The sequence below is a fragment of the Burkholderia sp. Se-20373 genome (assembly GCF_017104705.1).
Classification (GTDB): Bacteria; Pseudomonadota; Gammaproteobacteria; order Burkholderiales; family Burkholderiaceae; genus Burkholderia.
Genome location: NZ_JAAGPH010000127.1, coordinates 1 through 23,787, shown reverse-complemented (window position 1 = coordinate 23,787; position 23,787 = coordinate 1). Strand labels below are relative to the sequence as shown.

Genomic DNA, 23,787 nt, shown 5'->3' with positions numbered 1-23,787 from the left:
GCATCGGCGTGCGGCTCGCGCGCCGGCCCGGCGGCCAGGCCGAGATCGGCCGCGCCAATGGCAGGCCCGGGGGCGAGCGCGGCCGCCCGCTCCATCACGTTGCGCAGTTCCCGCACATTACCCGGCCAGCGATGATCGAGCAGCGCGCGCTGGGCGTCGTTCGTCAGATGCAGCGCGCGCGTGCCCGCCGCGCTGCCGAGGAAATGCGCGGCGAGCGGAAGGATGTCGGCCACACGCTCCGCGAGCGGCGGCAGGTGCAGCGGAATGACGTTCAGCCGATAGAAGAGGTCTTCGCGGAACGTGCCGTCCGCGACAGCCGCGGCAAGGTCGCGGTGCGTCGCGGCCACGACGCGAATGTCGATCGCCGTGGCGCGATCCGCGCCGAGCGGCATCACCTGACGCTCCTGCAGCGCGCGCAGCAGTTTCGCCTGCATCGCGGCGGGCATGTCGCCGATCTCGTCGAGAAAGAGCGTGCCGCCGTCGGCCTCGACGAGCCGCCCCGCGCGATCGGCATGCGCGCCCGTGAACGCGCCGCGACGATGCCCGAACAACTCGCTTTCGAGCAGGTCGGCCGGGATGGCCGCGCAGTTGACGGCGACGAACGGCCCCGCGTGCCGGGCCGACGCCGCATGCAGCACGCGGGCGGCCACCTCCTTGCCCGTGCCCGTCTCGCCGGTCAGGAGCACGGTCGCGTCGCTCATCGCGGCGCGGCCGACCTGCTTCTGCACGTCGCGCATCGCGGCGCTCACGCCCAGCAGTCGCGGTCGGTCCGCCGACGGTTCGCCCGCGAAATCGCTGTCGCGCGGCGCGCGCGCGGGCGGCTGATTCGCCGACACGATGCGTTCGAGCAGTTGCGCGATGTCGCGACGCCCGATCGGCTTCGTCAGGTGATCGAATGCACCGAGCCGCATCGCTTCGATCGTGTTGTCGCTGGTCGCATGGGCCGTCAGCATGACGACCGGAATCGCGGCCAGCGCGGGATCGTCGCGCAGTTGCGCGAGCACGGCCAGCCCGTCCAGATCCGGCAGGCGGAAATCCAGAAAGATGCATTCGACGCCTTCGCCGTCGCGCAGCGTACTGAGCGCGGCGCGGCCGGAGGCGGCCTCGACGGCCCGATGACCGAGATCGGCGAGCGTTTCGGCGAGGCTGTCGCGAAAGGCCGCGTCGTCGTCGACTATGAGGATGTTTGCCATGGAATTTCAATCACGAATGCGGCGCCCCCGTCGAGGCGCGCGTGCCCGCCGTGCGCCGCCGCCACTTCGCGCACGACGGCCAGACCAAGGCCCGTGCCCTCCGCGCGGCCCGTCACGAACGGCTCGAAAATCCGCTCGCGCTGCGCGGCCGGCACGCCGGGGCCGCTGTCCGACACGGTGAGGCACAGCCAGTCGCGCCCGGCGAACGTGCGCCGCTCGGCGGCAAGCGTGATCGCGCCGCCGTCGCCCACGTGGTGCAGCGCGTTGAGCAGCAGATTATCGAGCGCCCGCCGCATCTGGTCGGGATCGAAAGCAGGACGATCCGACGGCCATGCCAGCCGTTCGCCCTGCCCGCCGAGCGACAGCGTCAGGTCGATCGCTTGCCGCTGCGCCAGTTCGCGATGCGCGTCGACGACCTGCGCGAGCCACGCGTCGACGTCGACCCGTGTCGCTTGTGAGCGCACGGGCTGCGTCAGCGCGAGCAGGCTCGACAATTGCGCATCGATGCGCTCGATCTGCGCGAGGATCACGCGCAGCGCGTCCTGCTGCCGCCGGCCATCGCCGGCCAGCGCGTTTTCCGCCTTCAGCCGCATCGCGCCCATCGGATTGCGAATCTCGTGCGCGACCTGCGCGGCCAGCTTGCCCAGCATGCCGAAGCGTTCGGCCTGCGCGAGGCGCGTGCGCAGTTCGTCGGCCTGCTGCTGCAGCAGGTCCGCGCGCCGCGCCCGCTCGTTGAACGCATCGATGACGCGGTCGAGATCGGGCTCGCCGACGTACGGCAGGTGATGCGCGCGACCGTCGGCCCCCAGCCCGCTCTCGATCCGCGCGAGATTGCGCTTCCATCGGCGCAGCGCCACGGCCAGCGCCGCCGCGATCGCCAGGATCACGGCGAGGACGGCCGCGAGGCCCGTGGCCAGCAACTCGCCGTGCCGGCCCAGCGGCGGGCGCGCACGCGTCAGCATCCACACGTACAGCCCCGATCCGCCGCGCACCGGGCAGGCCGCCGCAATCACGGCATCCTGCGCGCTTTCGACGACGTTCGCGGTCGCGGCACGCGTCGCGGCCGCGGCGCGCAGCGTGCGGAGGATCAGCGGCGTTTCCGCTTCCGGTACGTCGTGTTTGACGCCGCTGCCCTGGTAGGTGGGAAAGGAATACGCGAGAAAGCCGCTTGCCGCGGGGGCGGCGCCGGGCATCCAGAACCCGCCTTCCATGTCGGGGGCACGGGAGAGCACGATGTCGAGGATCGCATGCATCAGCTCCGGGGCGGGCCCGGCGCCCGGCGACGCGGAAGACGCGCTGTAACGCGACGCGACCGCTTCGCAGGCCGACGCGCCGGCGGCCTTCGCGCTGGCGACCTGTTGACTCTCGGCGGAACTCGCCGTGATCCAGACGACCGCGACCAGCGTCGCGCACAGCGCCGCGACGAGTGCCCAGAGCATGACGAGTTGGGTGGAGAACGACGGACGCTTCATCGGATCGGGCTGGCGGGTGAGGACGACAGCATAGCGTATCGCCTGTCATGCGAAGCCGCCACGCTCGCCATGCAGCGCACGGGCGTCCTGCCGGGCCGGCGGCACCGGCTCGCCCCGGAAAGCCGGGCGAAAGCCTCGGGCGCTAGACTGCCTTCGGTCCCGCGTCCAACCCGAAACATCACCGTCGAGCCCCCCATGCGCGCCCGTTCCGTTCGCACCATGTTCGCCGTCCTGTTCGCCGTCGGTACACTCGTCGGCACCGTCTCCGCCAGCCATGCATGCGAAGTGCCTGCCCCCGTGCGGACGATCGACCCGCCCGGCTACTACGACGACCCCACCGGCTATGCGCGCGACGTGAAGCCGATGCGCGACTTCGTCGCCAGGCTGAACACGGCGGCGGATCACGGCGACTGGTCGTGCGCATTGACGCTGCTCGACAGTTGGGCGCAATCGGATGCGTTGATGGGCCCGATCTCCGGTTATCAGGGCGACTACGAGCGCTCGTGGGCCGGCACCGATTTCGCGATGGTGATCCTGCGCATGCCGCGCGGGTTGCGCGAGGCGAACCGCGGGAAGTTCAACGCGATCGACCCGTGGCTCGAACGCATCGCGATCGCGACCCGCAATGCGGAAGCGATCAACCACCTGCACAACAATCTCGTGTACTGGGCGGGGCTCAACCTGATCGCGATCGGCACCGTCACCGACAATGCCAGCCTGATCGATTCCGGCTTGCTGCGGGTGCGCGAAGGCATTCGCGACATCCGCCCGGACGGTTCGCTCGAGCGCGAGGTCAAGCGCGGCGACCGCGCACTGCATTACCACACGTTCGCGCTGCTGCCGCTCGTGTTCGCGGCCGAACTCGTTCAGCAGCGCAACATCGATCTCTACCGAGAAAACGACGGTGCGATCGGCCGCCTCGCGAACCTCGTGATCGACGCGGTGGAAGATCCCGCGAGTTTCACGAAGATCACGCCGATCAAGCAGGACCTGTTTCCGTGGACGTTCCGCGACGAACTGAGCTGGGTCGAGCCGTACTACGCACGCTTTCACGATCGCCGCCTGCCGGCGATCATCGCGCCTCGCCGCCCGTTCAGCGAATGGCGGCTCGGCGGCGACGTGACGGCGGCGTGGGGCGCGCCGCTGCCATGATGCGCGGTGCATTCGATCAGAAGCGGTGGCGAATGCCGACGATCGCAAGCTCCTGGGTCGCCTTGCCGCCATCGACGTAGGCGTCCGCAATCACCGCCTGCGCGGGGCCCGCGCCGTTGCTGCCCGATGCATGCCCGTAGCTCATCGTCGCGTAGAGATCGGTGCGCTTGCTGAGCGCGTAGTCGGCCGCGAGCGTGACCTGCTGGTAGGTGGCCGACGAATCGCCGTGCGATTTCAGGTAGTTGTAACCTGTCTCGAACAGCAGCGCGGGCGAAGCCTGCCACGCGACGAACACCGAGCCGTTGTTGTAGTGCTCGGCCGTTCCGAACGTCGAATTGCCGTCGCGCAGGTATTCGGCATAACTGTAGTGGCCGCCCACCGTGAATGCGCCGAGCACGTAGCTCACGCCGGCGCGCGCGATATTCACCGCGCTGGCCGTCGCGTACGCGTTATTGACCGGCGACAGGAAGATCGTATCGGCACTGCTTGCCCCGCGCGTCGACAGTGCCGCGTTACCGTTGTCCAGATGCGCGTAACCGGCCGCGACGGTCAATGGCCCGGCCGTGTACGACATCGCCGCGTTGTACGCCTGGCCCGAGCCGACCGAGCCGGCCACGCCGCCGAACCCGTACATCGCGGCCACCTGCAGGCCGCCCCACGACGGGCTCACCCATTTGACCGCATTGCTGTTGCGGACCGAACCGTCGGCATTGTCGACGTCGCCGGGCGCCGTGAAGTACTCGAGGAAATTGTTGCCCTGCACCGGCAACACCAGATCCTGCAACGTATCCTGCTGACGGCCGGCCGTCACCGTGCCGAATCCGCCCGCCAGCCCGACGAACGCCTTGCGTCCGAACAGCAGGCCGCCGCTCATCTTGCCGCTGTTCACGTTGAAGCCGTTCTGCAGGTTGAACAGCGCACTCAGGCCGCCGCCGAGATCCTCCGTGCCTTTCAGCCCCCACTGGCTGACGGACATCTGCCCCGACTGCAGCTTGACCTGGTTGCTTGCGCCGCCGGTGTTGTGCGTGTACTGAATCGATTCGTCGATGACGCCGTAAAGCGTGACCGAGCTTTGCGCGAATGCGGTGCCGCCCATGCCGGCCGCGCATGCGAGGGTGGTCGATGCGATCCATTTCATTGCCGTGCTCTCCTGTCGTTGCGTGATTGATTCATCTGATTGACGTGCTTCAGACATCATTCGTCATTTGATTTGGATAACGAATTGATGAAGGCGATACGAAGCGCCCGCGCGTCCCGCGGTTCTACCTGTGCCGTGCCGCGCGAGCGCGGTGCCTGAACAGGCAGATCAGCTCGCTCGCCACGTGCGCGGCGACCAGCGCGGTAATGTCCGCATGATCGTAGGCGGGTGCGACCTCGACCACGTCCGCGCCGACCAGGTCGACCGACGTGAGCCCGCGGAGGATCGACAACGCCTGTGCGCTCGACAGGCCGCCCGGCACGGGCGTGCCGGTGCCGGGCGCGAACGCCGGATCGAGCCGTGCGCCCGGACGGTTGGTCGTCGCGATATCGAGCGGCACCCCGGTCACTGCGAGATCGACGCCGGCCAGCTCCTTTGTATACAGGCGCCGCATGAACGACACCACGCCCGCATAGGTGTTCTCCTTCGACGAACCGTAGGGCGATTCGCGGCGGATCGCGCCGTCTCCGCGTACGACCGACTGCTTCTGCATGATGCGTCACCCCTTTTTCGTGTGCCGATAACGCGCACGCCGGTGTCAGATGCCCAGCGCGCAGCCGTCCTTGCGATGGTCGGACGCGCCGATCAGCGTGCCGGCCTCCCAGTCGATCCGGATCGCCTGCGCGCCGCCGATCGCCCAGCTCGGCGCGACGAGGTTGAAGCCGCGACGCGCGAGCGCTTCGCGCACCGCCGCGGGCATCGTGCATTCGACCTCGACCTGATCGGTGCCCGGCCGCGGAAAGATGCGCGGCAGGTCGATCGCCGTTTGCAGGTCCAGGCCGTAGTCGAGCACCTTCGACAGGAAGTGCGCATGCCCCATCGCCTGGTAGTGGCCGCCCATCACGCCGAACGTGATCTGCACCTTGCCGTCGCGGGTCACCATGCCGGGAATGATCGTGTGCATCGGCCTCGCGCGCGGTGCGATCGCGTTCGGGTGGCCTGCTTCGAGCGTGAAGCTCTGGCCGCGGTTGTGCAGCATCACGCCCGTTTGCGCGGACATGATGCCGCTGCCGAACGGATGAAACAGCGAGTTGATGAAGCTCGCGCAGTTGCGATCCTTGTCGACCACGCAGATGTAGACCGTGTCCTTGTGCTCCACCGGCGCCGCGACCGGCGCGCCGATCGCGTGCAGCGCCGCGATGCGCGTACGCAGCGATTCGACGGATGCCTCCGACAACAGCGCGCCGACGTCCATCGGCCGCCGGCGCGGATCCGCCAGCAGCACGTCGCGAAGCGCATACGCGACGCGCGCGGCATCGATCTCGCGGTGCAGGCGCTCGGCGCCGAGCGGATCGTCGTTCGCATCGAAGCCTTCGAGCAGCTTCAGCATCAGCAGCGCGATGACGCCCTGTCCGTTCGGCGGACACTCGTGCACGTCGTAACCGCGAAAGCGCGCGGTGATCGGCGTCACGTATTCGCCATGGAACGCCGCGAAGTCGTCCATCGTATGCAGGCCGCCCATGCTGCGCAGGCGCGCCACGATGTCCTCCGCGACCCCGCCTTCGTAGAACACGCGCGGGCCCGCTTGCGCGATCGCCTCGAGGGTGCGTGCCAGCAGCGGCTGCCGATGCACGCTGCCTGCCCGTGGTGCCTGGCCGGCGACCAGCATCTGCGCGCGGCTCGTAGCGTCCAGCGACAGCAGTTGCGCCTGATGCGCCCAGTCCGCCGCCGCGCGCGGCGCGACCGCATAGCCGTCACGCGCGAACCGGATCGCCGGCGCAAGCAATGCGGAGAGCGGTAGCGAGCCGTGGTCGCGCGCGAGCGTTGCCCATGCGTCGACCGCGCCGGGCACCGTCACCGCGTGCGGCGAGTGGCGCTCGATCGACGTGACGCCGAGCGCGCCCAGCCGCTCGACGCTGGCGGCGGCCGGCGCCCAGCCCGACCCGTTGAAGCCGACGATGTCGTCGCTACCGCCGCGCGAATAGAGCGCGAAGCAGTCGCCGCCGATGCCGGTCGAGCCCGGCTCGACGACGCATTGCACCGCGCACGCGGCAATCGCGGCGTCCATCGCGTTGCCGCCCGCTTCCAGGATCCGGATGGCAGCCAGCGTCGACGCGGGATGGGACGTCGCGGCCATCGCACCGGTCGACATCACGAGCGAGCGGCCCGGTTGTTCGAAATTCCTCATGGTGCGCTCCCGATTCAGCGTGCGGCCAGCGACCGGCGCCACGCGAGCGTGTCGTCGAGCGCCCGTTTCGACGCATCGAACAACTGGTCGATTTCGTCGTGCGTGATGATCAACGGCGGGCAGAAATTGAACGCATCGCCGAGCGCGCGCGTGATCACGCCGTGTGCCAGCGCCCGCTCGCCGGCTTGGGCCGCCACGCCTTCGGACGGCGGGAACGGCGTTTTCGTCGCCTTGTCGGCGACCAGTTCGACCGCCGCGAGCAGCCCGGCCCCGCGCGCCTCGCCCACGAGCGGATGCTCGGCGAGATCGGCCACGCGCTGCTGGAAGTGCGGGATCACGCTGCGCACGTGGTCGAGCACGCCGTCTTCGTCGTAGATGCGCAGCGTCTCGAGCGCGACGGCCGCGCAAACCGGATGGCCGCTGTACGTGAAGCCGTGGCCGAAGGTGCCGATCTTTTCGCTTTCGGCTACGAGAGCGCGATAGATCGCATCGTTGACCATCAGCGCCGAGATCGGCAGGTAGCCGGCCGACAGCTGCTTGGCGACGACGATCATGTCGGGCTGCATGCCGAAGGTTTCCGAGCCGAACATGTTGCCGGTGCGACCGAACCCGCAGATGACCTCGTCGGCCACGAGCAGGATGTCGTACCGCTTCAGCACGCGCTGGATCTTCTCCATATAAGTGGCCGGCGGGACGATCACGCCGCCCGACGCCATGATCGGCTCGGCGAAGAACGCGGCGATCGTGTCGGGCCCTTCACGCAGGATCAGTTGCTCGAGCGACTCGGCGCAGCGCGTCGCGAACTGCTCCTCCGATTCGCCCGGCAGCGCATGGCGGTAGTAGTGCGGGCAGTCCGTATGCAGGATGCGATCGATCGGCAGGTCGAAGTCGCGATGGTTATTCGGCAGGCCGGTCAGGCTCGCGGACGCGATCGTCACGCCGTGGTACGCCCGCGTGCGTGCGATGATCTTTTTCTTCAGCGGCCGGCCGAGCGCGTTGTTGTAATACCAGATCAGCTTCATCGCGGTGTCGTTGGCTTCGGAACCCGAGTTCGCGAAGAACACCTTCGACATCGGCACGGGCGCCATCGCGATCAGTTTCTCGGCCAGCAGGATCGACGGTTCGGATGACTTATGACCGAACGCGTGATAAAACGGCAGCTTGCGCATTTGGCGGTCCGCCGCGTCGGCGAGCCGCGATTCGCCGAACCCCAGCGACGCGCAGAACAGGCCGCTCAGCGCTTCGATATAGCGGTTGCCTTCCGTGTCGTACACGTAGACGCCTTCGCCGCGCTCGATCACCATCGGCCCGACATCGCGATGGCGGCTCAGGTTCGTGTATGGATGAAGGACGTGATCGATGTCGTTCTGCTTCAGAGTGTGCATGAGTACCTTCCTGGTTTCGTCTCTTCCATGGTCGTGTCTTGCGTGCGCGGCACCGACCCGAACCGGCCGCCGGTTCCCGCTATTTGAGCCCGCCGGACAGGAACTTCTGCAACCGCCCGCTTTTCGGCGTCTTCAAAATGTCGCGTGGATGACCTTCCTCCTCCACGATGCCCTCGTGCAGGAACATCACGTGGTTCGACACTTCGCGCGCGAAGCCCATCTCGTGCGTGACGACGATCATCGTGCGGCCTTCGCGCGCGAGATCGCGCATCACCTTGAGCACGTCGCCGACCAGCTCCGGATCGAGCGCCGACGTCGGCTCGTCGAACAACAGCGCGTCGGGCTCCATCGCGAGCGCGCGGGCGATCGCGACACGCTGCTGCTGGCCGCCGGACAGGTGCGCCGGATACGCATCAGCGAAACGCGTCATGCCCACCTGCTCGAGATAGCGTTCCGCCCGCTCGCGCGCCTCCGCGCGGCCGAGCTTCAGTACGTGCAGCGGCGCCTCGACGACGTTCTGCAGCACCGTCATGTGCGCCCACAGATTGAAATGCTGGAACACCATCGCGAGCCGCGTGCGCATCCGGCGCAACTGGACGGGATCCGAGATCCTGATCCGGCCGCTGCGGTCGACCGACGTCCTCACCTCACCGCCGCCGAGCGAGACGCGGCCCGACGAAGGCGATTCGAGGAAATTGATGCATCGAAGCAGCGTGCTCTTGCCCGATCCCGACGAACCGATCACGCTGATCACGTCGCCCGGGTGGGCCGCCAGCGAGACGCCTTTCAGCACCTCGTTGTCGCCGTAGCGCTTGTGAAGATTTTCGACGGACAGTGCATTCATGTGGCGTGGCTCCGCGATGGGGCGAGCGGGGAAAGCGGCAGCGGCCGCAAGTGAACGAGCAGGCGGCGCTCGGTTGCGCGGATCAGCAGCGCGACGAGCCCGGTCAACGCGAAGTAGACGGTGCCGACGGAAATGAACGCCTCGAACGGTGCGTAGTAGTTCGCGTAGAAGTCTCGCGCCGCGCCCGTCAGGTCGATCAGCGTGATCGCGCTGACGAGCGACGTACCGTGCAGCATCAGGATGACTTCGTTGCTGTAGGCAGGCAGGAAGCGGCGCAGCGCCGACGGCAACACGATGCGGCGCCAGGCGGTCGCACGCGACATCCCGTATGCCTGCGCCGCTTCGATTTCGCCGTACGCGGTCGCGCGGATCGCACCGGCGAGGATTTCGACGGTGTACGCGCAGGTGTTCGCCGTCAGCGCGATCATCGCGCAGCCGAACGGATCGCGCAGCAGCAACAGCAGCGGATTGCCGCGCTGCCACGCGTCCTGCACCCACTGGAACTGGCCGAAGCCGTAATAGACGATCATCAGCTGCGCGAGCAGAGGCGTGCCGCGCATGAACCACGTATAGACCGCCACCGGGCCGTGCACGAAACGGTTCGGCGACACGCGCAACACCGCCAGCGGAATCGCGAGCAGCAACCCGAGAGCGAGCGAACCCACGGTCAGCTGCACCGTGACCCACAGCCCGCCGGCGTACGCGCCCAGCAGCGCGATCCATTGTTCATGGCTCATCCGTGCAGCCTCCCCTCGCGCATGCCGCGGTTCAGCCGGACGCGGGCGCGCGCCATGCACGCCGTCGATCCCGACGTCACCAGCAGATACACCGCGCAGGCGGCCAGATAGAACGTCATCGGCGCCTGGGTCGTGCGGCCGGCCTGGTCCGAGATGAACATCACGTCGTGCAGGCCGATCAACGACGCGATCGCCGTGGTCTTGAGCAGCACCAGCCAGTTGTTCAGGGCGGCGGGCAACGCGAGCCGCGCCATCTGCGGCAACAGGATGCGGCGAAACGCGAGCCAGCCCGAGAATCCGTATGCGCGCGCCGCCTCCATCTGGCCGCGCGGCACACCGAGGATCGCGCCACGAAACGTCTCCGTGTAGTACGCGCCGAAGATGAAACCGATCGTCAGCACCGCGGTGGCGAACGCGTCGACGTCGGGCGCATGCAGGCCGAACACGGCCGACAGCCGGTTCAGCACGATCTGGCCGCCGTAGAACACCAGCAGCATCATCACGAACTCCGGCACGCCGCGAATCAGCGTGGTGTACGCGGTGGCCGCCGACACCAGCACGCGCGAGCCCGACAGCTTGGCCATCGCGCCCGCCATGCCGATGCACACGGCGAGCGCGGCAGACAGCACGGCGAGCACGATCGTCATCTGGGCGCCGCGCAACAGGGCCGGCAGGTATTGCTGCAACTCGGACATGACGCTCCTTTCCCGCGCGCTGGCGGTTCGTTCCGGCCGCACCGGCGCATACCTGCACGCCGGCGCGATGCCGATCGGCGGACGATCAGTAGATGTCGAAATCGAAGTACTTCTTCTCGATGGACTGATACACGCCGTTCGCGCGAATGGCCGTGATCGCCTGGTTCAGTTGCTGACGGAGATCGTCGTCGGTCTTGCGCACCGGAATGCCGTAACCTTCGCCCAGCAGCGTCTTCTGCTCGGGCGTCGTCCCGACGATCGGCGTGCCGACGAACTTGAAGTTGGCGCCTTCCGGTTTCGTCAGGAACGCGGAATAGGCGGCGGTCGCGTCCTGCAACGCGGCATCGATGCGGCCCGAGCGCAGATCGAGATAAACCTCGTCCTGGGTCGGGTAGCGCACCAGCTGCACGCCGTTCTGCACCCAGTACGCGCTCGCGTACTTGTCGGCCAGCGTGCCGCGCTGGACGCCGACGCGCTTGCCCTTGAGTTCCGCCGGCGTCGCGTCCTTGATCGGGCTGTTTTTCGCGACGACCAGCCGCCGCGGCGTGTTGTAGTACTTGTCCGTGAATGCGACCTTCTGCTTGCGCTCGGCGGTGATCGCGACCGACGCGACGATCGCGTCGACCTTGTCGGCCATCAGCGCGGGCAGCAAGCCGTCCCAGCCGATCTGCACCAGCGTGCAGTTCGCGTGCATCTGCGCGCACAGCGCATGGATGACGTCGATGTCGAAGCCCACCGGCGTGCCGTCGGGCTGCATCGACGAAAACGGCGGGTACGCGCCTTCATAGCCGATCCGGATGTCCTTCCACTCTTTCGCGTGGGCCTGCGCGGCCGCCAGCAGGACGGCGACGAGCAGCAGGAATCTCATCATGGGTCGTTTCATATCGACACTCCGTAACGTGTTTCGTGGGAAATGACTGCGTGATCGTGTTGCAGGTGTTTTGCCCGACAATTCGTTCGGATCACTGATCGATAGGCACGAGTCGACAGCCATCGCCTCGCCCTGTTTCCGTCAGTGCCCGCCCGTCATCCAGTCGCGTACGGCCGGGACGGTCGCTTCGATGTGCTCGCGCACCGCGGCCTCGAGCGCGGCAGGATCGCCACCCCGGATCGCGTCGATCAGCCCCATGTGGTCGTCGCGCGACGTCTTCGGCTTGTAGGCTCGCTCGAGCCACAGACGCATGTGCGGTTCCACCACCGTATGCAGCCCGGCAATCTGCGTGACCAGGCGCTGGCGCCCGCACAGCTGGCACAGATACTCGTGAAAGCTGCGATGCGCGGTCACCCACTGCTGGCCGTCCGGTTCGGCGCGCGCCATCACGTCGATCAGGCGCGTCAGTTCGTCGACATGCTGCGGCGTGATGTTCGGCAGCGCCATGCGCGCCGCCAGCCCTTCGAGTACGCCACGCATGCCGAACACCACCTCCATCTCGTCGACGTCGAGCCCCCGCACGATCGCGCCGCGATTCGGACGGATCGCGACCAGCCCTTCGCTGGCGAGCCGACGGAACGCTTCCCTCACCGGCATGCGGCTCGTATTGATCTCGGCGGCGATGTCCTCGGGAATCAGGCGGTCGCCGGCCTTGTACGTCCCCATCCGGATACGGTAGAGCACGTGTGCGTAGGCCTCTTCCTCGGCCGTGGCGGGAAATTGCGAATGCAGCGGCGGTGTACGTGTGTCCATGTTCATGCACCTCCTTCGCGGAACGTCGGCATCGCCGCGCAGTGCCCGCACACCGATGGCGCGTGGCAGGCTCGCGAACGTCCGTTCGATCTCGAATGAAAGTATTGTGTAATAGTGGATATTTGTATCTACGGCTGCACTATACGACGCCAGAAATAATGTCGAATATGGGTTAACCCTTGGTATCGGCGAGGCACCGACGCGCCGTCACCCGCCAACAAAAACGCCCGACGCCGGGATTCCGACGTCGGGCGTATCAACCCATTGCAGCGTGCGCCTCGATTCGCCGCGTTGCGCACACGGCATGTGCGGCGCTTTTCGCGCCTGCGGCCCGCGCGTCGGCCGCCTCTCCCGTCAGCGCGCGTCCGCGGGCATGGCAGCGCGCTTCGCCACCCCGTCCCGCTCGATCCGCTCGACGATGCGAGCGAGCCGAATGATGTCGGTCAGCGCGAAATCGGCCGCATCGGGCCGCGGCCGGCCGCACTGGTCGGCCATGCGCATCGCGAACGCGAGCGCTTCGGCACGCTCGCGCAGCAGCGCGCGCAATGCATCCGCGATCACCTGCCGGTCGCGCGGGTCAGCCAGGCGCAGCACGGAACCGTCGTCCGGCATCGCGAACGGCCCGGCCGCCAGCACGGCCACATCCGGCATGCGCATCGTGTTTCGTTCCATGGTCTTCCTCTTTGTCGACTCGCGACCAACCGGCGCCGACCGGCACGTCAGCGCCGATTGGACCGCGACACCACGTCGATCCACACCGCCAGCACCAGCACCGCGCCCTTGACGATCATCTGCCAGTACGCGTCGACGTCCAGCATCGACATGCCGTTGTCGAGGCTCGCCATCACGAGCGCGCCGATCAGCGCGCCGTAGACGGTGCCCGACCCGCCGCGCATCGACGTGCCGCCGATGAAGCACGCGGCGATCGCATCGAGTTCGCCCATCGTGCCCGCGGACGGCGACCCGGCAGCGAGCCGCGCCGTGTTCACCAGCCCGGCAAACGCACACATCAGCCCCATCAGCGCGAAGATCGCGAGCTTCACGCGGTCGGTATCGACACCCGAGAGCCGCGTCGCTTCGAGGTTGGAACCGACGGCGTAGATGCGCCGTCCGAACACGGTCTGCGTCGCGATCCACGAGAACACGCCGAGCAGCACGAGCAGCAGCAGCACGGGCACCGGGATGCCGCCGTAGCGGTCGAGCGTCGCGACGAACGCGAACAGCACCGCGCCGGCGCCGACGATCTTCGCGACGTCCTGCCACGGCGGCGCGACCGCGAGCCGGTAGCGCCGCCGCGTCGCGCGCTGCCGCACCACCAGCAGCAACACGAGCGCGAACAGCAGGATCGCGAGGCCGTCCCCCACCAGGCGCGGCAGATAGCCCTGCCCGATGAACACGAAGCCGTCCGACACGGGGGCGATCGTCGAGCCGCCCGTCACGCCGAGCAGGATCCCGCGAAACGCGAGCATCCCGCCGAGCCCGACGATGAACGACGGCACGCGCCGATAGGTCGACCACCAGCCGTTGAAGAGCCCGATCAGCACGCCGAGCGCGAGCACGGCCGGGATCGTCGCCGCGACCGGCCAGTGGCGGTTGACGTCGAGGATCGCCGCGACGCCGCCGAGCAGCCCGAGCAGCGAGCCGACCGACAGGTCGATCTCGCCCGCGATGATGACGAACACCATCCCGCACGCGAGCATGCCGGTGATCGACATCTGCCGCAGCAGGTTCGAGACGTTGCGTGGGGTGACGAACGCGCCGTCCGTCAGCACCGAGAAGAACGTCCAGATCACGACGACCGCCAGCAGCAGCGCGAGCAGCTTGTAGCGCGCGAAGATCTGACGAAGCGGCAGCCCCGCCGTGCGGCCGGCGGAACGCTGCGCGTCGGCATCCGGCGTCGCCGGGGTCGAGGAAGAAAGTTCGGAATTCATGTCGCACTCATAGCGGTGGGTTCGGTGGGCAGCCGCGCGGGCTTCAGCGCGGCGCCGAGAATCTGTTCCTGCGTCAGGCCGTCGTTGACGAAATCGCCGCGCAGCTCGCCTTCGCCGATCACCAGCACGCGATCGGCCAGCCCGAGCACCTCGGGCAGCTCCGACGACACGACGATCAGCGCGACGCCGCGCTTCGCCAGCGCGAAGATCAGCCGGTAGATCTCCACCTTCGCGCCCACGTCGACGCCGCGCGTCGGCTCGTCGAGGATCAGCACCCGCGGCTCGGACAGCAGCATCTTGGCGAGCACCGCTTTCTGCTGGTTGCCGCCGGACAGGCTCGCGATCGGCAGGAACGGATGCGCGGCGCGCACCGACAGCCGCTGCATCTCGGTGCGGATCGCATCGAGTTCGGCAGCCGCGTCGATCCGCCCGCGCGCCGCGAAGCGCCGCAGCACCGCCAGCGTGATGTTGTGGCCCACGCCGAGCTGCGGCACGATGCCGTGGCGCTTGCGGTCCTCGGGCACCATCGCGATCCCGGCGCGGATCGCGTCGGCCGGCGAACGGATCGACAGCACCCGGCCGTTCATCAGCACGGTCGCCGTGCACGCGCCCGGATAGGCGCCGAAGATCGCCTGCATCAGCTCGGTGCGGCCCGCGCCCACGAGCCCGGCGACGCCGAGGATCTCGCCGCGCCGCACGCTGAACGACACGTCGTCGACCCGCTTGCGGCGCGCGTTCGTCACGTCGCGACAGGTCACGTTGCGCGCTTCCAGCACGACCTCGCCGATCGCGTGCGGCTCGCGCGGATACAGGTCGCGGATCTCGCGGCCGACCATCATCGCGATGATCCGGTCGGTGGTCAGCGCGCGCATCGGCTCGGTCGCGACATGACGGCCGTCGCGGATCACGGTGACCGTATCGCAGACGGCCGCGACCTCGTCGAGCTTGTGCGAGATGTACACGCACGCGACGCCGCGCCGCTTCAGGTCGCGCACGATGTCGAGCAGGATGCGCGTTTCGGCGGCGCTCAGCGACGACGACGGTTCGTCGAGGATCAGCAGCTTCGCGTCCTTGTTCAATGCCTTCGCGATCTCGATCAGCTGCTGGTGGCCGCCGCCGTAGTTCATCACCGGCTGCGCGACGTTGATCGAGTCGATCCGCAATTCGCGCAGCAGTTCCTCGGCGCGCCGGACCATCGCGGCGAAGTGCATGCGCCCGCCCGGCAGCGTGATCTCGTTGCCGAGGAAGATGTTCTCGGCCACCGACAGCTCGGGCACGAGCATCAGCTCCTGGTGGATGATCACGATGCCCGCCCGCTCCGTGTCGCGCACGCCGGATGCCGCGAGCGGCGCGCCTTCCCAGCGGATTTCACCGTCCCACGTGCCGTGCGGATAGACACCCGACAGCACCTTCATCAGCGTCGACTTGCCCGCGCCGTTCTCGCCGCACAGCCCGACGCATTCGCCGGGCCGCACGGTGAGGTCGATGCCGTCGAGCGCTTTCACGCCGTCGAAGGTCTTGACGATGCCGCGCATCGTCAGCAAGGGTTCCGTCATTCGTTCATTGCCTCGCAGTCAGCGCGGCCGCCGTCGCGGCGGCCGGGCGTCGCGTCCGTCGTGCGCTTACCGGCTCGCCAGCTGCGCCTGGGTATAGAAGCCGTCCTTCACGACGACGTCGACGTTGCGCTTGGTGAGCAGCGTCGGCTGCAGCAGCACCGTGTCGACCTTCTTCCTGCCGTTGTCGTACTGCGCGTTGAACGCGGGTTTCGTGCCCTTCGCGAGATCCACGGCCAGCTTGGCCGCTTCGCTCGCGATCAGCTTGAGCGGCTTGTAGACGGTCATCGTCTGCGTGCCGGCGATCACGCGCTTGACCGCCGCGAGATCCGCGTCCTGCCCGGATACCGGCACCTTGCCGGCCAGATGCTGCGCGGCGAGCGCCTGGATCGCGCCGCCGGCCGTGCCGTCGTTCGACGCGACGATCGCATCGATCTTGTTGTTGTTCGCGGTCAGCGCATCCTCGGTGATGCGCAGCGCGGTCGACGCGCTCCATTCGGGCACCCACTGCTGGCCGACGACCTTGATGTCGCCGCGATCGATCGCAGGCTTCAGCACCTTCAGTTGTCCTTCGCGCAGCATCTTCGCGTTGTTGTCGGTCGGCGCGCCGCCGAGCAGGAAGTAGTTGCCCTTCGGCTTCGCATCGAACACGCCCTGCGCCTGCAGCTCGCCGACCTTCTCGTTGTCGAACGAGATATAGGCATCGACGTCCGCATCGAGGATCAGGCGATCGTACGACACGACCTTGATGCCGGCCTTCTTCGCTTCGGCGACGACGTTGCCGAGCGTCTTCGAGTTGAACGGCACGATCACGATCACGTCGACGCCGCGCGAGATCAGGTTCTCGATCTGCGAGATCTGCCGCTCCTCGCTCGCGTCGGCCGACTGCACCGACACCTTCGCGCCGAGCTTCGTCGCGGCCGCGACGAAATAGTCGCGATCGCGCGACCAGCGCTCGACGCGCAGGTCGTCGATGCAGAAGCCGATTTCCGGCTTGTCCTTGCTCGCATGCGCGAGCGGTGCGCCCAGCGCGAGCATCGCCAGCGCAGCGGCGCCGGCAAGCGAACTCAATACGGTACGACGCGTCACGGTTTTCATGTCTCCAGACTCCTTGTTATGGAACCACCTCACGAACCGCGGGCGGCCGCCGGAATGCGCCGCCCGCATCGAGTCACTGCCTTGCCCGTCAAGCGCCCGTCGCGAACACCGGTTCGAGCGCGCGATACAACGCGCGAAACGTCGGCCGCCGCACGTCGCGATACCACGCGTGGCGCGCCATGTCCGGCTCGCGCACCGCGACGACGGGCGGCTGCGGGCACACGTCGCCGAGCCGCGCATGCGGTTCGACCGCGAGATGCGCGAGGCGCGCGGCGCCCAATGCCGGCCCCACTTCGCCGCCCGCGCGCAGCGTCAGCGCACGGCCGCTCAGGTCGGCGAGCATCTGCGTCCAGTACGCGCTGCGCGAGCCGCCGCCGATCACCGTGATGCTGTCGGGCGCGAGCCCGGCCGCATGCAACGCGTCGATGCCGTCGAGCAGCGCGAAGCCGACGCCTTCGAGCGTCGCGTTCGCGAGATCGGCGCGCTGCGTGTCGGGCGTGAGCCCGTAGAACACGCCCTTCGCGTTCACGTCGTTGTGCGGCGTGCGCTCGCCGCTCAGGTACGGCAGGAACCACGGGCGGCTCGCGCGTGCGTTCGTCTGCGCATCGTCGAGCAGCGCCGCGACGCCGTCGTAACCGGCCAGTTGCGCGGTGAAGTCGACGCAGCCGGCCGCGTTCAGCATCACGGACATCAGGTGCCACGTCTGCGGCAGCGCGTGACAGAAGCTGTGCACCGCCGATTCGGGATTCGCGCGGAACCCGTCGGACACCGCGAAATAGACGCCCGACGTACCGAGCGACAGCAGCGCATCGCCGGGCCGCACGATGCCGACGCCCACCGCGCCGGCCGCGTTGTCGCCGCCGCCGGCCACCACCGGGATCTCGCGCAGGCCGAGCGCCCGTGCGACGGCCGGCAGCAGCGTGCCGGTGATGCGGTTGCCTTCGAACACGGCCGGCATCTGCGCGCGCGACAGCCCGCAGGCGGCCAGCAGCGTGTCGTCGTAGTCGCGCTTCGCGACGTCGAGCCACAGCGTGCCGGCGGCATCCGACGGATCGGTCGCGAATGCGCCGGTCAGCCGGTAGCGCAGGTAGTCCTTCGGCAGCAGCACGTGGGCGATGCGTGCGAACACGTCGGGTTCGTGACGGCGCACCCACAGCAGCTTCGGCGCGGTGAAACCCGGCATCGCGATGTTGCCGGCCACCGCGCGCAGCGCGGGCGCGAGCCGTTCCAGTTCCGCGCACTCGGCGTCCGCGCGACCGTCGTTCCACAGGATCGCGGGGCGCAACACGTCACCGTGCGCATCGAGCAGCGTCGCGCCATGCATCTGGCCGGTCAACCCGAGTGCGTCGATGTCGCGCGGATCGATGCCCGCCGTGCGCGCATCCGAAACGAGGGCGGCCAGCACGCCGCAGGCGGCATCCCACCAGTCGCGCGGGGCCTGCTCGGACCAGCGCGGCTGCGGCCGGCTCACCGCGAGCGGGCGGCTCGCGCTCGCGCGCACCGCGCCGTCGCGGTCGAGCAGCACCGCCTTCACGCCCGACGTGCCGAGATCGAGTCCGATGTACATGGCGTCAGCGCAGCCCGTAGATCGCCTGGTTCACGATGTTCTCGCAGCGCTCCTGCGCGCCGCTCACGTGCTGCGGGTTCACCCCGCGCGCGAGCGCATCGGCCGCGAGCGACTCCAGCGTATAGTCGCCGGACAGGATCTTGCGGCCGAACGCGTCGTCCCACTGCGCATAGCGTTGCCGGCGCAGCGCGTCGAGCCGGTCGTTCTCGACCAGCACCGCCGCGCGTTCGAGCGCGAGCGCGAGCACGTCGATCGCGCCGACGTGGCCATGGAACAGGTCTTCCGGATCGATGCTCTGGCGGCGCACCTTCGCGTCGAAGTTCATCCCGCCGGTCGTGAAGCCGCCGTGACGCAGGATTTCGTAGAACGCGAGCGTCAGCTCCTCGACGCTGTTCGGAAACTGGTCGGTGTCCCAGCCGTTCTGCGGATCGCCGCGGTTCGCGTCGACGCTGCCGAACACGCCGAGCGCGAACGCATTCGCGATCTCGTGATGGAACGAGTGGCCGGCGAGCGTCGCGTGGTTCGCCTCGATGTTCACGCGGATCTCGTTCTGCAATCCGTACTGCACGAGAAAGCCGTGCACCGTCGCGACGTCGTAGTCGTACTGGTGCTTGGTCGGCTCCTGCGGCTTCGGCTCGATCAGCAGCGCGCCCTTGAAGCCGATCCGGTGCTTGTGCTCGACGACCATCGACAGGAAGCGGGCGAACTGGTCGCGTTCGCGCTTCACGTCCGTATTGAGCAACGTCTCGTACCCTTCCCGCCCGCCCCACAGCACGTAATTTTCGCCGCCGAGCCGGTGGGTCGCATCGAGCGCATGGCACACCTGGGTCGCGGCCCAGGCAAACACGTCGGGGTTCGGGTTCGTCGCGGCGCCGGCCGCGAAGCGCGGGTGCGAAAACAGGTTCGCCGTACCCCACAGGAGCCGCACGCCGCTCGCCTGCTGGCGCTCGCCGAGATAGTCGACCATCCGCGCGAAATTGGCCGCGTATTCGCGCAGGCTGTCGCCTTCCGGTGCGACGTCGGTGTCATGGAACGTATAGAACGGCGTGCCGAGCTTCGTGAAGAATTCGAATGCGGCATCGGCCTTCATCCGCGCGCGTTCGAGCGCGTCGCCCGGCTGCTGCCACGGCCGCCGGAACGCGGCCTGCCCGAAGATGTCGTGGCCCGGCCACACGAACGTGTGCCAATAGCAGACGGCGATCCGCAGATGCTCGGCGAGCGTCTTGCCCAGCACACGCCGCTCGGGGTCGTAATAGTGGTATGCCAGCGGGTTGTCCGATTGCGGGCCTTCGTAGCGAATCGCGGGAATGTGTTCGAAATACGACATGGCGTCTCCGTGCAGGTTCTTGTTGCAGCGCAACGCGCGTCGGGGTGGCGCACGCGGCCGAATTCGGTAGGCTGGATCGTGCCCGCGCCCCTGCCGGGCGGCAATTGCGAAATTGCGCACCACGCTTAATGTTTCTTGCCAGCCGCTGCGCGCGGCGCGCGTTCCGCCCTACAATCGCCGAACACCAGACATCGCGCGCCGCCGACCCGGGCGCGCCCCGGAGACAACGGCACCGCGCCCCACGACGCGCGTGCCCCGAGATCGAGATGACACGCGTCCCTTCCGCCCAGACACCGCATCGCATCGCGCTGCTGTTCAACGCGAACAAGGTCTACGACCGCGAGATCATCAGCGGCATCGGCCAGTACCTGCACACGACGCGCGTCGTGTGGGACCTGTTCCTCGAAGACGATTTCCGTTGCCGGCTCACCGGCATCGAGCGCTTCGACGGCGACGGCATCATCGCGGACTTCGACGATCCCGCCGTCGCCGACGCGCTCGCCGGCTCGCCCCTGCCGATCGTCGCGGTCGGCTCGTCGTACGAGGATCCGGCCCAGTATCCGGACGATGTCCCCTATATTGCGACGGACAACCCGAAGCTGGTGTCGCTCGCGTACACGCACCTGATCGGGGCGGGCCTCGCGCATTTCGCGATGTACAGCCTGCCGATCGCGCAGGAGAACCGCTGGGCGCAGCAGCGCGAGCTCGCGTTCGACCGGCTCGCGCGCGCGGACGGGCTCGATGCGCCGATCTATCGCGGGCTGTCGACGAGCGCGTCGGGCTGGAATCACGCGATCGAGCAGCTGATCGGCTGGCTGCATGCGCTGCCGAAACCCGTCGGCGTGATCGCCGTGACCGATGCGCGTGCGCGGCACCTGCTGCAAGCGTGCCTGATCGCCGGGATCGCGGTGCCGGAACAGGTGGCGATCATCGGCATCGACAACGATCCGCTTACGCGCACGCTGACGCGCATTCCGTTGTCGTCGGTGATCCAGGGCACCGAGGAAATGGGCCGTACCGCCGCGCACCTGCTGCACCGGATGCTGCGCGGCGCGCGCTTTCCCGGGCAGCGGATTCTCGTGCCGCCGGTCGGCATCAACGTGCTCGAATCGACACGCCACCAGCCGCTGGCGAGCCCACACGTGATGCGCGCGCGGCATTTCATTCGCCAGTACGCGTGCCAGGGGATCAAGACCGAACAGGTTGCCGACTACGTCGGCGTATCGCGTTCGCTGCTCGAGGAGCACTTCCGGCGCGAACTGCAACGCACCGTGCACCAGGAGATCCTGCGTCACAAACTCGAAGCCGCGCAGGCGCTGCTCGCCGGCCGGCAGGCGTCGAGCGCCGAAGTCGCGATCCGTTGCGGGTTCACGTCGCTGCAATACATGTACGCCGTGTTCCGGCGCGAACTCGGCTGCACGCCGCGCGAATATCAGGAACGCGCGGCCGCCACGAACTGACGCCCGTCGCCCATTCGACATCCACTCATGCACATCGATACCGATTCCTCCCATCTGACACCCGGCGCGGCACGCGTGCTTGCCGAGCCGTGGGGCACCTTGCCCGACGGCGAACCCGTTCGGCGCTACACGCTGCGCAACGCGCACGGCATGCGTGTCGCCATCAGCGACCTCGGCGCGACCGTCGTGTCGTGGCTCGCGCCCGACCGCACGGGGCGCCTTGCCGATATCGTGCTCGCGCACGACACGCCGGCCGAGTACCTCGAATCCGGCGCCTACCTCGGCGCGACGATCGGCCGCTGGGCGAACCGGATCGCCGGTGCGCGCTTCGAGCTCGACGGCATCGGCTACCCGCTCGATCGCAACGAGAACGGCAACCTGCTGCACGGCGGCGCGAACGGTTTTCATCGCGCGCGCTGGGACGTGATCGACGACTGCGGCGGGCTGACGCTTCGGCTCGATTCGCCGGAAGGCGACGCGGGTTTTCCGGGCAACGTGACCGTGCAGGTTCGCTACACGCTCGACGACGACGGTACGCTGACGATCGACTATACGGGGCGGACCGATGCGCCGACGCCGCTGAACCTGACGAATCACAGCTACTTCAACCTGAACGGGCGGCCGGGCAGCGACGTGCGCGGCCATCTGCTGCGGATCGACGCCGACGCGTTTCTCGAAGTGGACGATGCGCTGATCCCGACCGGCACGGCCGACGTGACGGGTACCGCGTTCGATTTCCGGCACAGCGCGCCGATCGGCGCGCGCCTCGACTGGCCGAACGCGCAACTGGCCCGCGCGCGCGGCTTCGATCACTGCTTCGTCCTGGGCGACGGCGCGCACGAGGCGCGGCCCGTCGCACGCGTCTACGATCCGGAAAGCGGCCGCGAGCTGATCGTGTCGACCGATCAGCGGGGCCTGCAACTCTATACGGGCAACTATCTCGATGGCCTGCGCGTGAGCGGCGGCACACGTTGCACGCCACACGCGGCGCTGTGCCTGGAGGCGGCCGGCTTTCCGAACCAGGTCAACATGGCCGGCCTGAGCGGCGACGTGATCCTTCATCCGGACGCCGTCTATCGACAGACCACCCGGTATCGGGTGGGCGTTCAGGCATAGCGGGCTCGGGACAGCACGGCCCGGCATTCCCGGCAGAACCTCGCACCGGGAGGATTCCCGGAACCGCACAGGGCGCAGCGCATAAGACCCGCTTCCAGCCAAGGGGCGACATCAAAATATGACGCGCGACGCCCTGCGGATATTCAGGTTGACTACACGATTTGCATGCCGACTGGCGCCGCGTGCGCGGCGCGCCCTCGTCGGAAGAATCGCCGCGCGAAACGTCGGTTGCGCCGGTTGCGCCATGAGCCCGCTCGTCCGCCCGCATCAATCCGCGCACCCGCCGCCCGCGACGCATCGGGCGCGCGACACCCCGCGCCGGGCGGCGGGCACCGCTTCGCTTCGCGCCCCTTTCGCGCAAGACCCATCGATGCCGTCATGCAGCGCCGGGATGTCCGTACGACGCGCGTTGCAACCCGCGCTGCCGTGAAAACCCGCAGCCCATTGCCCGCCCCGCGATTCGACGCCGCCATGCACGGCCCTCATGCCGCGCATGAAAACTAATCGATTGTTGGCACCCCGGATCGACGCCGACAATCCGCACCATGCCCCCTCGTTTGCGGTTCGGGCCATTCACCCTCCCAATCGGCACACCACGATCCATGAACCATCCCGCCACCGTTTCCTCCCTCGCCGGCGCCCGCAAGGCCACGGCGGCGCCCTGCCATGCCCGCCCCCGCACCTGCGGCGAAGCGCTCGTCGACCTCCTCGCACGCCACGGCGTCGAATGCGTGTTCGGCATTCCCGGCGTGCATACCGTCGAGCTCTATCGCGGCCTCGCCGCCTCGTCGATCCGCCACGTGACGCCGCGCCACGAACAGGGGGCCGGCTTCATGGCCGACGGCTATGCACGCGTCACGGGCCGGCCGGGCGTCTGCTTCATCATCACCGGGCCGGGGATGACCAATATCGCGACCGCAATGGCACAGGCCTACGCGGATTCGATCCCGATGCTGGTGATCTCGAGCGTCAACGCACGACGCGAACTCGGCCGCGGCGACGGCCGCCTGCACGAGCTGCCGTCCCAGCGCGACGTGTTCGCGGGACTCACCGCGTTCTCGCACACGCTGCTCGATGCCGCCGACCTGCCGCAAGTCCTCGCGCGCGCCTTCGCGGTCTTCGCCAGCGCGCGGCCACGGCCCGTGCATATCGAGATTCCGCTCGACGTCATCGTGATGCCGGCGCCCGCGCTGTCCGACGCACCGTCCGCGCTGCCGGCACGGCCCGCGCCGGATGCGAACGCGCTC

Annotated in this window: 21 protein-coding genes; 4 read left to right on the top strand and 17 right to left on the bottom strand. The window is 68.3% G+C overall.

The window, feature by feature from the left end:
- Both G3N96_RS30030 and G3N96_RS30025 read right to left on the bottom strand, forming a co-directional pair.
- The coding region (locus G3N96_RS30030) for a sigma-54 dependent transcriptional regulator (protein ID WP_206139454.1) at nucleotides 1-1,193 on the bottom strand (1,193 nt) is incomplete at its 3' end.
- The gene (locus G3N96_RS30025) at nucleotides 1,175-2,665 is read right to left on the bottom strand and encodes a HAMP domain-containing sensor histidine kinase (RefSeq protein WP_206139453.1); all 1,491 of its coding nucleotides are present in this window, start codon (nucleotides 2,663-2,665) and stop codon (nucleotides 1,175-1,177) included. The genes G3N96_RS30030 and G3N96_RS30025, both read right to left, overlap by 19 nt.
- Before the next feature lie 195 nt (nucleotides 2,666-2,860).
- Between G3N96_RS30025 and G3N96_RS30020 the strand changes: the two genes are divergently transcribed.
- Complete coding sequence (locus tag G3N96_RS30020; RefSeq protein ID WP_206139452.1) at nucleotides 2,861-3,817, top strand: mannuronate-specific alginate lyase; 957 nt, start codon at nucleotides 2,861-2,863, stop codon at nucleotides 3,815-3,817.
- 16 nt (nucleotides 3,818-3,833) lie between these two features.
- Here the strand turns inward: G3N96_RS30020 and G3N96_RS30015 are convergent, their stop codons facing one another.
- From G3N96_RS30015 to xylA, 15 genes are all read right to left on the bottom strand, one after another.
- Nucleotides 3,834-4,955 (bottom strand): porin, encoded by a 1,122-nt coding sequence (locus G3N96_RS30015; protein WP_206139451.1) that lies wholly within the window; start codon nucleotides 4,953-4,955, stop codon nucleotides 3,834-3,836.
- Between the two features lie 124 nt (nucleotides 4,956-5,079).
- Complete coding sequence (locus G3N96_RS30010) at nucleotides 5,080-5,508, bottom strand: arginase family protein (protein WP_206139450.1); 429 nt, start codon at nucleotides 5,506-5,508, stop codon at nucleotides 5,080-5,082.
- A 45-nt stretch (nucleotides 5,509-5,553) separates the two neighbouring features.
- Entirely contained in the window at nucleotides 5,554-7,143 is a 1,590-nt protein-coding gene (locus G3N96_RS30005; RefSeq protein WP_206139449.1) for a gamma-glutamyltransferase family protein, read from the bottom strand.
- A 14-nt stretch (nucleotides 7,144-7,157) separates the two neighbouring features.
- Nucleotides 7,158-8,528: an aspartate aminotransferase family protein gene (locus tag G3N96_RS30000; RefSeq protein WP_124579609.1), complete on the bottom strand. Its 1,371-nt coding sequence runs from the start codon at nucleotides 8,526-8,528 to the stop codon at nucleotides 7,158-7,160.
- A 79-nt stretch (nucleotides 8,529-8,607) separates the two neighbouring features.
- On the bottom strand, nucleotides 8,608-9,372 hold the full coding sequence (locus G3N96_RS29995) for an ATP-binding cassette domain-containing protein (RefSeq protein ID WP_206139448.1): 765 nt from the start codon (nucleotides 9,370-9,372) through the stop codon (nucleotides 8,608-8,610).
- Nucleotides 9,369-10,109: an ABC transporter permease subunit gene (locus G3N96_RS29990; protein ID WP_206139447.1), complete on the bottom strand. Its 741-nt coding sequence runs from the start codon at nucleotides 10,107-10,109 to the stop codon at nucleotides 9,369-9,371. The genes G3N96_RS29995 and G3N96_RS29990 overlap by 4 nt, the downstream gene beginning before the upstream one ends.
- The gene (locus G3N96_RS29985) at nucleotides 10,106-10,804 is read right to left on the bottom strand and encodes an ABC transporter permease subunit (protein WP_089459878.1); all 699 of its coding nucleotides are present in this window, start codon (nucleotides 10,802-10,804) and stop codon (nucleotides 10,106-10,108) included. The genes G3N96_RS29990 and G3N96_RS29985 overlap by 4 nt, the downstream gene beginning before the upstream one ends.
- A gap of 85 nt (nucleotides 10,805-10,889) precedes the next feature.
- On the bottom strand, nucleotides 10,890-11,675 hold the full coding sequence (locus G3N96_RS29980) for an ABC transporter substrate-binding protein (RefSeq protein ID WP_046546481.1): 786 nt from the start codon (nucleotides 11,673-11,675) through the stop codon (nucleotides 10,890-10,892).
- Between the two features lie 141 nt (nucleotides 11,676-11,816).
- Nucleotides 11,817-12,494: a GntR family transcriptional regulator gene (locus G3N96_RS29975; protein WP_206139446.1), complete on the bottom strand. Its 678-nt coding sequence runs from the start codon at nucleotides 12,492-12,494 to the stop codon at nucleotides 11,817-11,819.
- A 348-nt stretch (nucleotides 12,495-12,842) separates the two neighbouring features.
- Nucleotides 12,843-13,160: a hypothetical protein gene (locus G3N96_RS29970; protein ID WP_206139445.1), complete on the bottom strand. Its 318-nt coding sequence runs from the start codon at nucleotides 13,158-13,160 to the stop codon at nucleotides 12,843-12,845.
- A gap of 47 nt (nucleotides 13,161-13,207) precedes the next feature.
- Complete coding sequence (locus G3N96_RS29965; RefSeq protein WP_206139444.1) at nucleotides 13,208-14,419, bottom strand: sugar ABC transporter permease; 1,212 nt, start codon at nucleotides 14,417-14,419, stop codon at nucleotides 13,208-13,210.
- Nucleotides 14,416-15,975 carry a D-xylose ABC transporter ATP-binding protein gene (xylG, locus tag G3N96_RS29960; RefSeq protein WP_206139443.1) on the bottom strand — a complete coding sequence of 520 codons (1,560 nt, stop codon included), beginning with the start codon at nucleotides 15,973-15,975 and terminating at the stop codon, nucleotides 14,416-14,418. Before xylG ends, G3N96_RS29965 begins: the two co-directional genes overlap by 4 nt.
- Before the next feature lie 66 nt (nucleotides 15,976-16,041).
- A complete protein-coding gene (gene xylF, locus G3N96_RS29955) occupies nucleotides 16,042-17,070 on the bottom strand; it encodes a D-xylose ABC transporter substrate-binding protein (RefSeq protein ID WP_206139442.1) in 1,029 nt (342 codons plus the stop codon).
- Between the two features lie 88 nt (nucleotides 17,071-17,158).
- The gene (xylB, locus tag G3N96_RS29950; RefSeq protein WP_206139441.1) at nucleotides 17,159-18,637 is read right to left on the bottom strand and encodes a xylulokinase; all 1,479 of its coding nucleotides are present in this window, start codon (nucleotides 18,635-18,637) and stop codon (nucleotides 17,159-17,161) included.
- Between the two features lie 4 nt (nucleotides 18,638-18,641).
- A complete protein-coding gene (gene xylA, locus G3N96_RS29945; protein ID WP_206139440.1) occupies nucleotides 18,642-19,964 on the bottom strand; it encodes a xylose isomerase in 1,323 nt (440 codons plus the stop codon).
- A gap of 266 nt (nucleotides 19,965-20,230) precedes the next feature.
- Here xylA and G3N96_RS29940 point away from each other — a divergent pair, with 266 nt between their 5' ends.
- The 3 genes from G3N96_RS29940 to G3N96_RS29930 all read left to right on the top strand — a co-directional run.
- Nucleotides 20,231-21,424, top strand: coding sequence for a DNA-binding transcriptional regulator (locus G3N96_RS29940; protein WP_124579633.1), 1,194 nt, complete (start codon nucleotides 20,231-20,233; stop codon nucleotides 21,422-21,424).
- Nucleotides 21,425-21,451: 27 nt separating this feature from the next.
- Entirely contained in the window at nucleotides 21,452-22,540 is a 1,089-nt protein-coding gene (locus tag G3N96_RS29935) for an aldose epimerase family protein (protein ID WP_206139439.1), read from the top strand.
- Nucleotides 22,541-23,142: 602 nt separating this feature from the next.
- Nucleotides 23,143-23,787, top strand: a 645-nt coding sequence (locus G3N96_RS29930; RefSeq protein ID WP_277399466.1) for a thiamine pyrophosphate-binding protein, incomplete at its 3' end; no start/stop codon positions are given.